Consider the following 16,395-nt stretch of genomic DNA (forward strand, 5'->3'; position numbering starts at 1 on the left):
ATCAAATCACAATCTATATTTATTAAGATGTTAAACTTATATTATAAGGTAAGGAACAGAAGGAGGGTTTCCAAACATGCAACAAAAGAAAAAAGACAAACTATTGGTGATTGGGAATGGAATGGCAGGCATAAGTACAGTTGAACAAATATTAAAACTTAGTGATTCATTTGATATTACGGTATTTGGTAGTGAACCACATCCTAACTATAACCGAATCATGCTGTCCTACGTACTGGAAGGTAGCAAGACGGTCGATGATATTGTATTGAATGATTGGAACTGGTATTCAGATAATCAAATTACACTGCACACGACAACGACGGTGACACATATTGATCCGACAAATAAGCTAGTGACTACGGACAATGGTATGACGGAGACGTATGATAAGATCATCATCGCGACAGGATCGAATCCTTTTATATTACCGATTCCTGGGAGTGATAAAGATGGAGTTATCGGTTTCAGAGATATTAATGACTGTAACCAAATGATGGATGCTGCTCAGAAGTATAAGAAGGCCGCTGTCATCGGTGGCGGGCTTTTAGGTCTAGAGGCGGCAAAAGGGCTAGTGAATCTAGGGATGGATGTAACGGTTGTCCATTTAATGGAAGATATTATGGAGCGCCAATTAGATCGTAGTGCCTCTTCAATGTTGCAGGCAGAATTGGAACGTCAAGGGATAAAATTTGCTATGGGCAAACAAACCTCAGAGCTAATTGGAGAAGAACGAGTAAGTGGATTGCGTTTCAGTGATGGAAGTATTTTGGATGCTGATCTTGTTGTGATGGCGGTAGGTATTAAACCGAACATAGCGCTTGCCATAGCTAGTGATATGGAAGTAGGACGAGGTATTGTTGTAGATGACTACATGCGTACTTCATTAGAAGATGTGTATTCCGTCGGTGAGTGTACGGAACATCGGGGAGTGTGTTACGGACTCGTAGCGCCTTTATTTGAACAAGGACATGTATTGGCTAAGCATATATGTGGAGTTGCCACATCTCCTTATGAAGGTTCTATTGTCGCGACGAAGCTTAAAATATCTGGTGTCGATGTGTTCTCTGCAGGTGAGTTTGTTGAAGGACCTGAACATACCGTGATTTCTACTAAAGATGAGTGGAAAAGAACCTATAAGAAAATCCTTCTGCGTGACAATGTCATTGTCGGAGCTGTGCTGTTCGGTGATGTAACAGAGTCTGCAAATTTACAAAAATTGATTAAGCAACAATCTGAAATGACGGATGATATTTATAGTACGATCATGGGAACTGGATGCAGTGGGGGCGGCGCTAATAAGCAATCATCGATAGAGACAATGGCAGATGATGAGATTGTGTGCGGATGTAATGGCGTTACTAAAAAGGCGATTGTCGATGTAATTACAGATCAAGGCTTAACGACGGTAGATGAAATTAAAGCTTGTACGGGAGCTACTCGTTCATGCGGAGGATGTAAGCCCGTTGTTGAACAAATTTTACAGTATGTTCTAGGGGACGGATTCAAGACAGCTACGAAAGAAGGTATTTGTGATTGTACGACACTCAATAGGGATGAAATAGTTGCAGAGATTACCACTAAAGGATTATCCACAACTCGTGAGGTCATGAATGTACTTGGTTGGAGTAATCAAGAGGGATGTTCCAAGTGCCGCCCAGCAATCAATTACTACTTGAACATGTTAAATCCTGAGACTCATGAAGATGAGAAAGAATCGCGCTTTGTTAACGAACGAATGAATGCGAATATTCAAAAAGATGGAACGTATACGGTCGTTCCTCGGATGTATGGTGGTGTAACGACACCAGAGGCACTCAAGAAAATTGCGGATGTTTCTTTGAAGTATGATGTTAAGGTTGTTAAAGTTACGGGTGGGCAGCGGCTGGATCTCATTGGCGTAAAGAAGGAAGACCTGCCAAAAGTATGGGAAGAACTTGATATGCCTTCCGGTTATGCATATGCTAAATCGTTACGTACGGTCAAAACATGTGTCGGTTCCCAATTCTGTCGATTTGGAACACAAGATTCTATGGCTATGGGAGAACTATTAGAACGTAAATTCGAACGCCTGGATTTACCTGCGAAATTTAAATACGCTGTGAATGGTTGTCCGCGAAACTGTGCGGAAGCTTGTACGAAAGACATCGGTATTGTAGGTAATGATGGAGGATGGGAAGTCTTTATCGGAGGTAATGGCGGGATCAAGCCGCGGATTGCCGACAGCTTCTGTAAAGTGAAGACAGATGCAGAACTGATTGAAATTTGTGGAGCTATTATGCAATACTATCGGGAAACGGGTAATTATCTAGAAAGAACTTCCGAATGGGTAGAGCGGATCGGTCTTGAGCAGATTCAATCTGTTATATTGGACAATGAGGATAATCGTAAGGAACTTGTTAAACGAATTGAAATTGCTCTACAACAAGTGGAAGATCCATGGAAAAAGATGCTTAATGATGACAAAACACGTACAGCATTATTTGAAGATCATACAACGGCAACAGCTGTTAAATAATGATGTGACCAGAGGTTGTGCAAAACTCGCACTGTAAGTGTTATTTAGAGAGGAGATTACTCGAATGGAAATGACAACGAATTATTATTCTGTAGGTTCGCTTGATGAGTGCTTGGTGCAACTAGGCCGAGTTGTTATTATTGAAGATCAGGAGATCGCTATATTCCGTACAACGGACGGGAATGTATATGCTGTAGCGAACAAGTCACCACACCCAAAGGGAGGCCCATTGGCCGAGGGGATTGTATCCGGACATTATATTTATGATCCTTTGTATGACTGGAAAATTGATTTGATTACCGGTAAGGTGCAAGCGCCAGATACAGGACAAGTTGCGACGTATCCTGTTATTGTGAAGAATGGAGAAATTCAAATCGGATTATAATGATGATGGATTACAAATCCAAATAGACAAGGTATAGTAATCCATCACATTGATGTCGCTTATACTCATTGAAGAGGTGATCCACCTGTATACACAAAGTGTAGAAACCATCGTAGAGGCAGCTGTTAAGAGAAAAGAAAAAATGAATGAAAGTCTAATACGATACATGATAGCTGCTGTATTAGCAGGTGCCTATATAGGGATTGGGATTATTCTAATCTTCTCACTAGGTGCACCCTTAGCTGCAATCAACTCTGCCTTTCAACCGCTCGTTATGGGAGCTGCTTTCGGGATTGCACTTACATTAGTTATATTTGCTGGTGCAGAGTTATTTACGGGAAATAATATGTTCTTTGTGGTAAGTACACTGGCAGGTAAGACTACTATTAGGGATACGCTTAAGAACTGGACTATCGTATTTATAGGGAATTTATTAGGTGCTATTGTGCTGAGTTTACTAGTTCTAGGTGCAGGGTTATTCAAGGACATCCCTGCGGAGCACTTACTCTTTGCGGCAACCGCAAAAAAGATGAATCTGCCTGTTATGGAATTGTTCTTTAGGGGGATTCTTTGTAACTGGTTAGTATGCTTGGCGATCTGGATGGCAATGCGTGCAAAAGAAGAAGTTGCGAAATTAATACTCATCTGGTGGTGCCTATTTGCCTTTATTGCGAGTGGATTTGAGCATAGTGTCGCTAATATGACGCTGCTCAGTCTGGCGACTTTACTACCCAATCACCCAGAGACTATTTCAATTGCGGGCTGGTTGCATAATATGATCCCTGTTACATTAGGGAATATTGTAGGTGGAGGTCTGTTCGTAGGTACGGCATACTGGTTTATTTCACCTGTACGGAGTAAAAAGAAATAAGGTTTTTTGACAAAAAGACGACAGCCATCGAGAACTGGCTTGTCGTCTTTTTGTCATGAAGAAGGACGCCGTTAGGCGTCCTTGAAATCGTATTGTATTCCTATATCCGGCAAATTTCAGCCGGGCAAAGCTCACAGTGGCAGATCTCTTGTAGCATAGTAAGATTCTTAATAACGATCAGTCCGCCATCATATTCTACAGCATCTTTTTTACGTAAATCGCTAAGCATCCGATTGACACTTTCACGAGTGGCGCCGATCATGTTGGATAAATCGGTATGGGTCACTTTTTTGTTAATGAGTATATTGTTTCCTTGCTTCTCACCATACGTGTTACCAAGTCGAATTAAAGTGGAGCAAAGGGCACCTGGCTTACCATACAACATCAAATCACGAAATTTAGTCTGTGTTAGACGATGATGGATGCCCATCCATTTCATGAAATCAATAGAGAATTCAGAATGCTGACAGATCAACATTTCCAAATCTTTATGTTCAATGACACCAACTTCACTTTCTTCGAGCACTTCAGCATTAAAGCTATGTTTGGTGCTGAAGAATAGATCGGCTTGACCTACCAAATCTCCTGTCTGATACATATATAGTATAAGTTCTTTACCTTCGTCTGTAGATTTGGTCAACTTAATCCGACCACGCTTGATGTAATAAAGTTTATCTGACAAGTCACCCTCCCAAAAAAGATGTGATCCCTCAGGAATAATGCGATCCTTCATAGCGACTAGTAGATGATTAAAATTGGATTCAGAAAAACAGCTTGTATTTCCACGGGCTTCGATAACATTGATATATGCAGTCATAGTCTTAACCCCTTATCCTAAATTTTCTGTTAAATTTAAACTAATTATACCCTTAAAAATCACATTTGTGGGGGAATAAATACCCTTAATAGTGGCGAATTATAAAACTTTGTGATAAATTTCACTTTTAAGTGAGGTTAATAAGGAGAAATATTGATAAAGTCTGCAAAATGGGTAAAAACGGACATAATAGAAATGTAAGCGCTATGAAAAATAATTATATGATTGTGAAATATTTCACTACTAATTTTCAAAGAGCTATGATATGATGAAATCAAGAAAGAGATAACCATATATTTACTGGGAGGATGAGATGAAATGGCAGTTAAAAATGAAGTTATCCAAGAGAAGATACAAGGGACGGCAGAGGGATATATTCAATCTCTAATTGACAAGGCAGATAAAGCACAAGCAGCGTTTATGAAGATGGATCAAGAACAAATTGATGGAATTGTTAAAGCAATGGCACTCGCTGGTTCAGACCAACATATGTACTTAGCCAAATTAGCAGTGGAAGAAACAGGCAGAGGTATTTATGAAGATAAGATCATTAAGAATATGTTCTCAACAGAGTACATTTATAACAGCATAAAGAATGATAAGACAGTAGGCGTGATCGAAGATAACCAATATGACAGCTTCCAAAAAATCGCTGAGCCTGTCGGTACAATAATGGGAATCACTCCTGTGACGAACCCAACTGCAACAACGATGTTTAAAGCGCTTATATCCATTAAGACTCGTAATCCAATTATATTCGGCTTCCACCCATCCGCACAAAAGTGCAGTAGTGAAGCAGCAAGAATATTACTAGAAGCAGCCGTGAAACAAGGTGCGCCTGCCGACTGTATCCAATGGATTGAAGAGCCAACGATGGATAAAACAAATATCCTTATGAATCACCCAGGTATTGCTCTTATTCTAGCAACAGGTGGTTCTGCAATGGTTAAGGCAGCTTATAGCTGTGGTAAGCCGGCGCTTGGTGTAGGACCTGGTAACGTTCCTTGCTTCATCGAGAAGAGTGCCGATATTGATCAAGCAGTTACAGACTTAATTCTTTCGAAATCATTCGATAATGGTATGATCTGTGCGTCTGAACAAGCTGTTATTATAGAAGAACCTATCTTCGATCAAGTAAAGAAAAAGATGATCGCAAATGGCTGTTACTTCCTAAATAAAGAAGAGGTTGCTAAGCTGACAGTCGGCGCTATGAACGTAGACAAATGTGCAGTCAACCCTGTTATTGTAGGTCAATCTGCAGTTAAGATTGCAGAACTGTCTGGTATTCAAGTTCCAGCTGGAACGAAGATCTTGGTAGCAGAAATTGAAGGCGTCGGTACGAAGTATCCATTGTCTGCTGAGAAATTAAGTCCTGTGTTAGCTTGTTATAAAGTGAAAAATGCCGAACAAGGTATTACTCGCGCAGCTGAAGTTGTTGAATTTGGTGGTATGGGTCACTCATCTGTTATTCACTCGAATAATGAAGAAGTTATCATGAAGTTCTCGGATCGTCTGCAAACAGGTCGGATTATTGTGAACTCTCCTTCGACCCACGGTGCCATTGGTGACCTCTATAATACCAATTTACCATCATTAACACTTGGTTGTGGATCTTATGGTCGTAACTCCGTTTCTACTAACGTAGGGGCAGCTAACTTAATTAATATAAAGAGGGTGGCACGTCGTACCGTGAATATGCAATGGTTCAAAGTTCCTAACAAGATTTATTTCGAAAAAGGTGCAACACAATACCTTGCTAAAATGCCTGAAATTACTCGTGTAGCCATTATTACAGACCCTATGATGGTGAAACTGGGATATGTTGAGAAGGTTGAACATTATCTTCGCCAACGTCAAACGCCTGTTGCTATTGAAGTGTTCTCTGAAGTAGAGCCAGATCCATCGACAGATACAGTAGATCGTGGTACTGCAATGATGAATAGATTCCAACCTGACTGTATTATTGCACTCGGTGGTGGATCTCCTATGGATGCTGCCAAAGCAATGTGGTTATTCTACGAACATCCAGAAGCTGATTTCGATGGCTTGAAACTAAAATTCATGGATATTCGCAAACGGATTTACAAATATCCACGTCTTGGTCAAAAGGCTAAGTTTGTAGCTATACCAACAACGTCGGGTACGGGTTCAGAAGTGACTTCATTCGCAGTTATTACAGATAAGAATCAAGGCAATACTAAATATCCACTTGCGGATTATGAATTAACACCAGACGTAGCCATTATTGACCCAGAGTTTGTGTACTCGTTACCACGGGTAGCGGTAGCTGATACGGGTATGGACGTATTAACACATGCCATCGAAGCTTATGTATCCGTTATGGCTAGCGACTACACAGATGGGCTTGCGATTAAAGCGATCCAATTGGTGTTCCAATATCTTGAGAAGTCGGCATTGGAAGGTGATAAGCTGGCTCGTGAGAAAATGCATAATGCATCAACCCTTGCGGGGATGGCATTCGCCAATGCATTCTTAGGAATTAACCACAGCTTAGCGCATAAATGGGGTGGTAAATACCACACAGCTCACGGTCGTACGAATGCAATCCTGTTGCCACACGTCATTCGTTACAATGCCAAGAAACCAACGAAGTTCGCAGCATTCCCGAAATATTCACACTTTGTAGCTGACGAACGTTATGCTGAAATTGCACGCATCCTCGGATTGCCTGCACGTACGACTGAAGAAGGTATTAATAGCTTAATTAATGCTATTCGTAAAATGAACAAAACGCTGGGTATCGAGGAATCGTTCCAACAATTAGGGTTCGATCCTAAGGAATTTGAAGCTGGTGTTGAATACTTGGCAGATCGTGCCTTTGAAGACCAATGTACAACAGCCAATCCTAAGATGCCATTAGTTACAGAACTTGCAGATGTGTATAGAGATGCGTTCTACGGAAGATTCGAATAAAGCAGCATCAATAGCAAAAGAATAGCTAATAAGTATAATTGAATAAGTTTTAATTTAACGTGACAAATATCACCTCAAAAGTGATGTTTGTCACAGTTATTTACTAGTATTTAAAGTAAGCTAATGATAGATAAAGATTCTAGAATAATATTACTTATATTGGTTGTGAAAAAAATTACGTTCTAGGATCCAAGAGACCTGAGATACCTTCAAACTCATGATCTCTAACAGAAATATAAATATATAGATGGAGGGATTATTATGTCGGTTATTGAAAAAGAAATGAAGAAGGTACAGTCAGGTTGGAGAAGTTACAAAGAGGGGAAATGGTCTAGAAAGGTCGATGTGAATGACTTTATATTCAAAAACATTACACCTTATGCTGGTGATGAAACCTTCTTAGTTGGAGCAACGCAGAATACAACAGAACTGTGGAAAATTGTATCGGACTTAACGAAGCAAGAGAGAGATAACGGTGGTGTATTAGATGTTGATGTCAATACAGCGGCTACGATTGTCTCGCACCAACCAGGCTATTTAGACAAAGATAAGGAGCGAATTGTTGGTGTACAAACAGATGCTCCGTTCAAACGCTCTATTCAACCGCAAGGCGGCATTCGCATGATGATTGACGCTTGTGAAGCTTATGGATTCAAACTTTCCGAAGATATTATTAAAACATTTACTGATATCCGTAAAACTCACAACCAAGGTGTATTTGATGCTTATACATCAGACATGAGAGCGGCTCGTAAAGCCGGTATTATTACAGGACTTCCTGATGCTTACGGCCGTGGACGGATCATTGGTGATTATCGTCGCGTAGCACTGTATGGTATTAACTTCTTGGTTCAAGACAAGAAGCGTGAACTGAATGAATTAGAAGTTGATGTAATTGATGAAGTTGTTATTCGCCAACGTGAAGAGCTTTCAGAACAAATTCGTGCCCTTGCTGAATTGAAGAAGATGGCCGATATGCATGGGTTTGATATTTCTGAACCTGCTAAGACAGCTAAAGAAGCATTCCAATGGGTATATTTTGGATACTTGGCTGCAATTAAAGAACAAAATGGTGCTGCGATGTCCCTCGGACGCGTATCCTCATTCCTTGATATATATGTACAGCGTGATATAGCAGAAGGTACTTTGACGGAAGAACTAGCACAAGAATTGGTCGATCATTTCGTTATGAAGTTGCGTATCGTTAAATTCCTTCGCACACCAGACTATAATGAATTGTTCAGTGGAGATCCAACATGGGTCACAGAATCCATCGGAGGAATGTCTGTCAATGGACAGACTCGTGTAACGAAGAGCAGTTTCCGCTTCCTGCACACATTGTACAACTTAGGAGCAGCTCCTGAACCTAACTTAACAGTGTTATGGTCAGAACAACTTCCAGAAGCATTTAAGAAATATTGTGCTAAAGTATCTATTGAGACGAGTGCCATTCAATATGAGAACGATGATCTTATGCGTCCAATCTATGGCGATGACTACGGTATTGCTTGTTGTGTATCCGCAATGCGCATCGGTAAACAAATGCAATTCTTTGGTGCTCGCGCCAACCTTGCTAAATGTTTGTTGTATGCAATCAACGGCGGTGTAGATGAGAAATCTGGAGCGCAAGTTGGACCGGAATTCCCAGCAATTACTGGCGACGTTCTCACTTATGATGAAGTAATGAAACGTTTCAAGCCTATGATGCAATGGTTAGCTAAGCTATATATGAACTCTCTAAACGTTATTCACTTTATGCATGATAAATATGCTTACGAAAGAATTGAAATGGCTCTGCATGATCGTGATATTCTTCGTACAATGGCTTGTGGTATTGCGGGACTATCTGTTACAGCGGATTCACTTAGTGCGATCAAATTTGCTACAGTCAAACCAATTCGTAATGAGCAAGGGATCGCTGTTGACTTTATCATTGAAGGTGAATATCCTTGCTATGGTAATAATGACGATAATGTAGATAACATTGCTGTTGAATTAGTTGAGACGTTCATGGGTATGATTCGTCAGAACAAAGCTTACCGTGACGCGTTGCCAACACAATCAGTCTTGACGATTACTTCTAATGTAGTCTATGGTAAGAAAACAGGTACTACACCAGATGGACGTAAAGCAGGAGAACCATTCGCACCAGGTGCTAACCCTATGCACGGACGCGATAAGAAAGGTGCTTTGGCTTCGCTAAGCTCTGTTGCTAAGCTTCCATATGAAGATAGCTTGGATGGTATTTCTAACACATTCTCTATCGTACCGAAAGCATTGGGTAAAGAAGAAGACACACGCAAATCCAATCTTGTTGCAATGATGGACGGTTACTTTGGCAGCGGTGGGCACCATCTTAATGTCAACGTATTTAATCGTGAACAATTGATGGATGCGATGGAACATCCAGAGGAATATCCGCAATTGACGATTCGCGTCTCAGGATATGCAGTTAACTTCATTAAATTATCTCGTGAACAACAATTGGATGTTATCAATCGCACATTCCACGGTGCGATGTAATTAGTAATATACTTTTAAGACAGCGGATGCGGGAGGGGTGACTTCATATGATTAAAGGACATGTACACTCTCTGGAGACCTTCGGGACGGTTGACGGACCAGGTATCCGCTTTGTCCTATTTATGCAGGGTTGCCTGATGAAATGTCAATACTGTCATAACCCCGATACATGGGGGATGAATGAGGGCAAAGAAATGACTGTTGAAGAAGCTTTATCAGAGATTGAGCCGTATATCAGCTACTATCGTTCGTCTGGAGGCGGTCTTACGGTATCGGGAGGCGAGCCTAGCTTACAATCCCGTTTCGTTGCTGAATTATTTAAGGAAGTTAAGAGACGTTGGAATCTTCATACGACTTTAGATAGTAACGGATTTAATGATCCGGATAAAATTAAAGATTTACTGGATGTTACTGATTTGGTACTGTTAGATATCAAACACATGGATAATGAGAAACATATCAAGTTAACTGCTAGAAGTAATGAGAAGACGCTCAAAACGGCACAGTGGTTATCAGAACATGGTCATAAGATGTGGATACGCCATGTGTATGTTCCAGGTATTCATGAGCAAGAAGAGGATCTTCTCCATCTAGGTCAGTTTATTGGAACGCTAAATGGAGTAGATAAATTTGAGATTCTACCGTATCATCAGATGGGTGTCTACAAGTGGGAAGCCATGGGTAAAGAATATCCACTACAGGGTGTTCCTTCTCCTACGGAAGAAGAAGTTCAGCGTGCCTATCGTCTTATTGAAGAAGGTCGTAAGCAACTATATGTCGTAAATTAGTTTAATAGTGGGGGTGTCCCAGAAACCTTGAAACAGGGTTGAGGGGCATCCTCTTTTTCTTGAAATATAAGAAAGTATAAGTTTCACTTGAATCAATTTCATAATCGCCGATGCAGTTATATCGGGTTGCGTAATTATGAAATTGATTCTTGATACTCTATTCCGTATATTTCCGCTGAAACGGGTGCCGTCTTTGAAAAAGGACGGTATTGCCGTTTCTACTTGTGCAGCAGGGTAGATAATCTTTTGAAGAGGTTTGGAATGTGCGAGGTATTAAATAGTTGTATTTACATTGTTGCTTATTAGCAACCTTTTGTGTTAGATTGCGTCTATTACTAATGTGAGATAAGAATTAGAATTAGTCAGAAATAGGGAATAGGGGAGCATACTAATGAATTTCAAGAAGATTACCTTTTTAGCAATTTTTACAGTAACGCAAATTATGTTAGTTAGTCCAGTAAATGCAGAAAGTACCACTCCAGTAGAGCAAAGCGAAGCAGTTACTCAAGCGGTATATGGAACAGATACTGATGAGACTACACCTTCGAATATTTCCTCGGAAATCGAAACAGATGAAACACAAAGTGCTTCAGTTCATTCAAATGAATTAATCATGATGATAAACAGTGCTGAAATGTTTCAAGATGGCAAGACATATACAGCGAGTCGGCCTATGACGGTGAAGAAGGGTGTTTCTTATGTTGCTCTTCGTTCAATGGTAGATCGTATTGGTCTTAATCTTACGTATAACAGTACGACTAAAGAAACTATTATTATAAGTGGTGATAATGAATTACGATTCAAAACCGACAGTAATAAGTATACCGTGAATGGTGTTTCGAAAGAAATGAAAGGAGCGGCATATCAGGACAATAATATATTTATGGTTCCATTAACGTCTATTACACAAGCACTCAATATTCCTTATATCTATGATGGCGTACAAAAGAGGGTTGTTCTTAGTCTTGTAACAAAGCCGGCTGCTTCGTTTACGATCCAGCAAAAGGTGGTTGTTGCAGGAGAGACAACGGTGACTTATGTAACTTACGCATCATCGCCTAAAGGACTGCCTATCGTTGAGGAACGTTGGGAAGGGCGGGAAGATATCTTTCAGGAGATTGGAACTCACGAGGTAACTTATTCTGTGCGTGATAGTAACGGAGAATGGAGCGATCCATATTCATTGACAATCGTAGTCAAAGCCCCTAATTTACCACCTGTGGCTATGTTTACGACAGATAAAGATGAGTATAAAATGGGTGAACTCATTACAATAAAAGATCAAAGTACGGATGATGAGAATAATATTGTAAAAAGAGACTGGATGAACAAACAGATGGCCTTCTTTAAAGCGGGTCCAGTCAAGATTCAACTGAAGGTAACAGATGGATATGGTGCAGAAGGACATTACGAGAAAACAATTAATATTACGAATGAAAGCTTATACAGTGAGCCAGATTTCAATCAATTATTTATACCTATCGGAGGTCAATACAGATTTGATGGTGCCAATATACCTGCGATGAATCAGGTGCCGTATAGAGTGTCTTCAGAACCGGTAACGTTGCTACGTAGTAACAGCCCTGAAACAGTCTATTCCGAAGGTGTGGTTTACCGTGAGACGTCAGAAGGAAAAGCGCGCTTTATGATTCATCACGTTAATGCTTTGGCCGTTGATGTGAAAATGTATGTCATAGCTACGAATAAGAATGAATTACCAGCAACGATTGATATTCTGGATTCTGGATTTGCTGGTCCGAATATATATGCAGCACTAGTAGGTAAGTTGTCGGTACAACGTTATTTCCAATCCATGCAAAATCCTTTAGTGAAAGAGTCCGTTTCGATTGCTCCGGGTGAAAGCAAAATTATTCTGAACGAACTAAATGCACTTAAAATGACTCCGACGCAAGTAATTTCATTATTAGCTGATGTGGCTAGTGATTCACCTATTGAATATACAGTCATCATGCTTGAAGCGAATAAAGATCCTTTTGTGAGTCTTCCGTACTTAATGGATCTTGAAAGAGATGTTCATACTCGTGGGACATATTCTGATTCAACACGTATTATTGAGTACGATGATGTAGTTGGTTTAACTCCTGCCCGTATTTCTTTGGGCGATAATAACGGAGATCCCAATCTGGTTGGTGTGGACCCTATGACAGGTGAGGTAGAGTCCAATCGGGGTAACTTTGGGGTTATGTATAAGATTAATATGAACCGAGTAGCTCCGAATACACTGATCACGTTTAATCCACGTGGGGGAGAATATTCGGGAATGATCTTGGTGAATGGGAATATCGTATCTGTTCCTGATGGCAGTGGGGTCGCAGGATCACTCATGACTCCTTATGACAATAGTGTCGTTTATCGCACAGGTGCACAAGAGCAACGCGTTGAGATTTGGTTCACAGCTGCTCCAGGTAGTAATTTGCCAGTGAATCTAGTGTTTTCACAAATGCCTGAACGAAAGTAATAATATATTTGTAGTAATCATAAGGGGCCTCGTAGAAGTATGAGGTCTCTTTATTTTTTCGTGAAGACGGAAAACGGTCGTAGCTAGCCATTGATCTCAAAAAAATCTCTTGAGAATCAAGAGGCGATTCTAATGGCTATAGCGGAATCAATCTGGTTGTTATTTGCTACAGAATTGACGCTGACATCATAATGTAGCATTATTAGAAGTAGTATATTGTAAGGATTGCCAGCAGTTGATGGAAGAGGATGGTAAGGTGGCTTCTGCGGGTATGAATGGAGATTGATATCAATGACTCTTGCTCGTAAAGTGATGAAGGGACCTATAGTCGTTTATCGTAAAGTGATCTCACCTTTGAAACCAGCGACATGTCGGTTCTATCCAACATGTTCTGCATACGCTCTTGAAGCTATAGAGGTACATGGTGCGGCTAAGGGAACTTGGCTTGCGATGAAGAGGATAGCAAGATGTCATCCTTTTCATCCTGGTGGCGTTGACCTAGTACCCCAGCGGAAAGATAAGGCTGGGGAAGGGACAACTTGACAAATAACGATGCACTTAAGTATATTAGACAATATATGTTGATTTCTGAGGAACGGATAAGTATGAGAAGTACACTTAACACAGAGAGCTGGGGAATAAGCTGCAAACCAGTATAAGTGAATCTCAGAATATGGTCCGGGAGGAATTATCTTCGAGCAGTAAGGTATCTGAGGATATGTTACGTAAGGGGATGACGTGTTCCAGCGTTAATGGACAGTTCTCGTTTCTATATAACGGGACTGATGAAGCCTACTACCTGTAAAGGTATAGGGAATTTGGGTGGTAACACGTGAGATAACTCTCGTCCCATATAGGGATGGGAGTTTTTTGGTGATTTTAGGTTCTACGAATCAAGATCCATGAACGACTAATCTGAAGGGAATGATCGTAAATGACTGAGAAGAAAACATTTTATTTAACGACTCCTATTTATTATCCGAGCGATAAGCTACATATTGGGCACGCATATACTACTGTAGCGGGGGATGCATTGGTTCGCTATAAGAAGCTTCGTGGCTATGATGTTCGTTATTTGACTGGTACAGACGAGCACGGGCAGAAGATCGAGCGTAAAGCGGCAGAAGCAGGCAAAACACCTCAACAATTCGTAGATGATATCGTAGCTGGAATTAAGGAATTATGGGGAACGCTAGATATTTCAAATGATGATTTCATTCGTACGACAGAAGAACGGCATAAGAAGATCGTACAGGATGTATTTGAACGTCTACTGCAACAAGGTGATATTTATAAGGGGGAGTATGAAGGGTGGTATTGTACGCCAGATGAATCCTTTTTCCTAGAACGTCAGCTTGTCAATGGGAATTGTCCTGACTGCGGTAGAGCTGTGGAACGTGTGAAGGAAGAGAGCTATTTCTTCAAGATGAGTAAATACGTTGATCGGCTATTGAAGCATTATGAGGACCATCCTGATTTTATTCAGCCTGTATCACGTAAGAATGAGATGATTAATAACTTTATCAAGCCTGGTCTTGAAGATTTAGCTGTATCACGTACGACTTACGACTGGGGGATCAAAGTTAAAAGTGATCCTAAACATGTTATCTATGTCTGGATTGATGCCTTACTTAACTACATCACTGCCCTAGGATATGGCTCAGATAATACAGAGTTGTTTGACAAGTATTGGCCGGCAAATGTACACCTTATGAGTAAAGAAATTGTTCGTTTCCATACGATTTATTGGCCAATTATTCTAATGGCATTGGATCTACCGTTACCTAAGCAGGTGTTCGCTCACGGCTGGTTATTGATGAAAGATGGTAAAATGTCCAAATCGAAAGGAAACGTTGTAGACCCTGTGACGTTGATCAGTCGATATGGATTGGATCCTCTACGTTACTATTTATTGCGTGAAGTGCCTTTCGGTTCAGACGGAACATTCACACCTGAGAGCTTCGTGGAACGAGTCAATTCGGACCTGGCAAATGATTTGGGGAACCTCCTAAATCGTACGGTCGCTATGGTAGATAAATACTTTGATGGGATTGTACCGACATATCAAGCAGGCGTGACACCATTCGATCAAGCGGTGGAAGAAGCTGCAAAGGAAACTTATGATAAAGTGGAAGAGTCTATGGAAAACATGGAGTTCTCCGTTGCATTAACTGTCATTGGACAATTTGTAAGTCGGAGTAACAAATATATTGATGAAACGCAGCCATGGGTTCTTGCCAAAGATGATTCTAAATTAAATGAATTAGCATCGGTGATGACACATCTTGTCGAAAGTTTACGGATTGCATCCATTTTGTTACAGCCCTTCTTAACCCAAGCGCCGCATAAAATATGGGAGCAACTTGGATTACAGCAAGGAGAACTAACGACTTGGGATAGTGGTAAAATCTTCGGATTATTCCCAAGTGGAACGAAGTTAGTCAAAGGAGATCCAATATTCCCACGTTTAGATGTAGAGCAAGAAGTTGCCTATATTGCAGAGGCGATGTCTGGAGGAGTGAAGGCGGCAGAAGCAGCTGTGGCTGAGCGAGTAACGGATGAAGCACCGATCGAGCATAGTGAAGAAATCGGGATAGAGGACTTTGCCAAAGTTGAGCTTCGTGTTGCCCAAGTGATTGCGGCAGAACCGGTGAAAAAGGCTGATAAACTATTGAAACTTCAACTCGATCTTGGATTTGAGCAACGTCAGGTCGTATCTGGTATAGCTAAATTCTACACTCCTGAACAATTAGTAGGTCGCAAAGTGATTTGTGTTATTAATTTGAAGCCTGTCAAATTACGAGGAGAATTGTCGCAAGGTATGATTCTAGCGGCATCGCATGGAGATCAGTTGACCTTAGCAACCGTTCCAGATGAAATGCCAAATGGAGCCATTGTGAAATAAATAGGTTAGATGTTTATTGTTTATGTCATAAGTGAACGGTATCCTCTCGTGGGGATACCGTTTTATGTCATGTTTCTTCTGTTGACAATTGAATCTTACTACCTTTATAATCAGACAGTAATGATTACGATTAATAAAAGCGGAGCTGAAACTTAACTTGAAGAAGAATAGTATT

At 40.6% G+C, this 16,395-nt stretch carries 10 protein-coding genes; 9 read left to right on the forward strand and 1 reads right to left on the reverse strand.

Annotated features, from left to right (window positions below; genetic code table 11):
• Positions 1 to 76: 76 nt before the first annotated feature.
• The 3 genes from nirB (at position 77) to AC1TO8_RS06785 (ending at position 3,774) form a co-directional block, all read left to right on the forward strand.
• Positions 77 to 2,518: a nitrite reductase large subunit NirB gene (nirB, locus tag AC1TO8_RS06775; RefSeq protein ID WP_482054827.1), complete on the forward strand. Its 2,442-nt coding sequence runs from the start codon at positions 77 to 79 to the stop codon at positions 2,516 to 2,518.
• A gap of 64 nt (positions 2,519 to 2,582) precedes the next feature.
• A complete protein-coding gene (gene nirD, locus AC1TO8_RS06780; protein ID WP_482054828.1) occupies positions 2,583 to 2,903 on the forward strand; it encodes a nitrite reductase small subunit NirD in 321 nt (106 codons plus the stop codon).
• A gap of 85 nt (positions 2,904 to 2,988) precedes the next feature.
• Positions 2,989 to 3,774: a formate/nitrite transporter family protein gene (locus AC1TO8_RS06785; protein WP_482055245.1), complete on the forward strand. Its 786-nt coding sequence runs from the start codon at positions 2,989 to 2,991 to the stop codon at positions 3,772 to 3,774.
• 100 nt (positions 3,775 to 3,874) lie between these two features.
• On the opposite strand, the gene AC1TO8_RS06790 is transcribed toward AC1TO8_RS06785, so the two are convergent.
• Positions 3,875 to 4,591: a Crp/Fnr family transcriptional regulator gene (locus tag AC1TO8_RS06790; RefSeq protein WP_482054829.1), complete on the reverse strand. Its 717-nt coding sequence runs from the start codon at positions 4,589 to 4,591 to the stop codon at positions 3,875 to 3,877.
• Positions 4,592 to 4,909: 318 nt separating this feature from the next.
• Between AC1TO8_RS06790 and adhE the strand changes: the two genes are divergently transcribed.
• From adhE to metG, 6 genes are all read left to right on the forward strand, one after another.
• Positions 4,910 to 7,525 carry a bifunctional acetaldehyde-CoA/alcohol dehydrogenase gene (gene adhE, locus AC1TO8_RS06795; protein WP_482054830.1) on the forward strand — a complete coding sequence of 872 codons (2,616 nt, stop codon included), beginning with the start codon at positions 4,910 to 4,912 and terminating at the stop codon, positions 7,523 to 7,525.
• A 261-nt stretch (positions 7,526 to 7,786) separates the two neighbouring features.
• The gene (gene pflB, locus AC1TO8_RS06800) at positions 7,787 to 10,048 is read left to right on the forward strand and encodes a formate C-acetyltransferase (RefSeq protein ID WP_482054831.1); all 2,262 of its coding nucleotides are present in this window, start codon (positions 7,787 to 7,789) and stop codon (positions 10,046 to 10,048) included.
• Between the two features lie 47 nt (positions 10,049 to 10,095).
• On the forward strand, positions 10,096 to 10,836 hold the full coding sequence (gene pflA / locus AC1TO8_RS06805; RefSeq protein WP_482054832.1) for a pyruvate formate-lyase-activating protein: 741 nt from the start codon (positions 10,096 to 10,098) through the stop codon (positions 10,834 to 10,836).
• A gap of 391 nt (positions 10,837 to 11,227) precedes the next feature.
• Positions 11,228 to 13,315: a stalk domain-containing protein gene (locus AC1TO8_RS06810; protein ID WP_482054833.1), complete on the forward strand. Its 2,088-nt coding sequence runs from the start codon at positions 11,228 to 11,230 to the stop codon at positions 13,313 to 13,315.
• 291 nt (positions 13,316 to 13,606) lie between these two features.
• Entirely contained in the window at positions 13,607 to 13,858 is a 252-nt protein-coding gene (gene yidD, locus AC1TO8_RS06815) for a membrane protein insertion efficiency factor YidD (protein ID WP_482054834.1), read from the forward strand.
• A gap of 391 nt (positions 13,859 to 14,249) precedes the next feature.
• Positions 14,250 to 16,220 carry a methionine--tRNA ligase gene (gene metG, locus AC1TO8_RS06820; RefSeq protein ID WP_482054835.1) on the forward strand — a complete coding sequence of 657 codons (1,971 nt, stop codon included), beginning with the start codon at positions 14,250 to 14,252 and terminating at the stop codon, positions 16,218 to 16,220.
• Positions 16,221 to 16,395: the final 175 nt, after the last annotated feature.

The organism is Paenibacillus sp. Y859 (genome assembly GCF_056786405.1).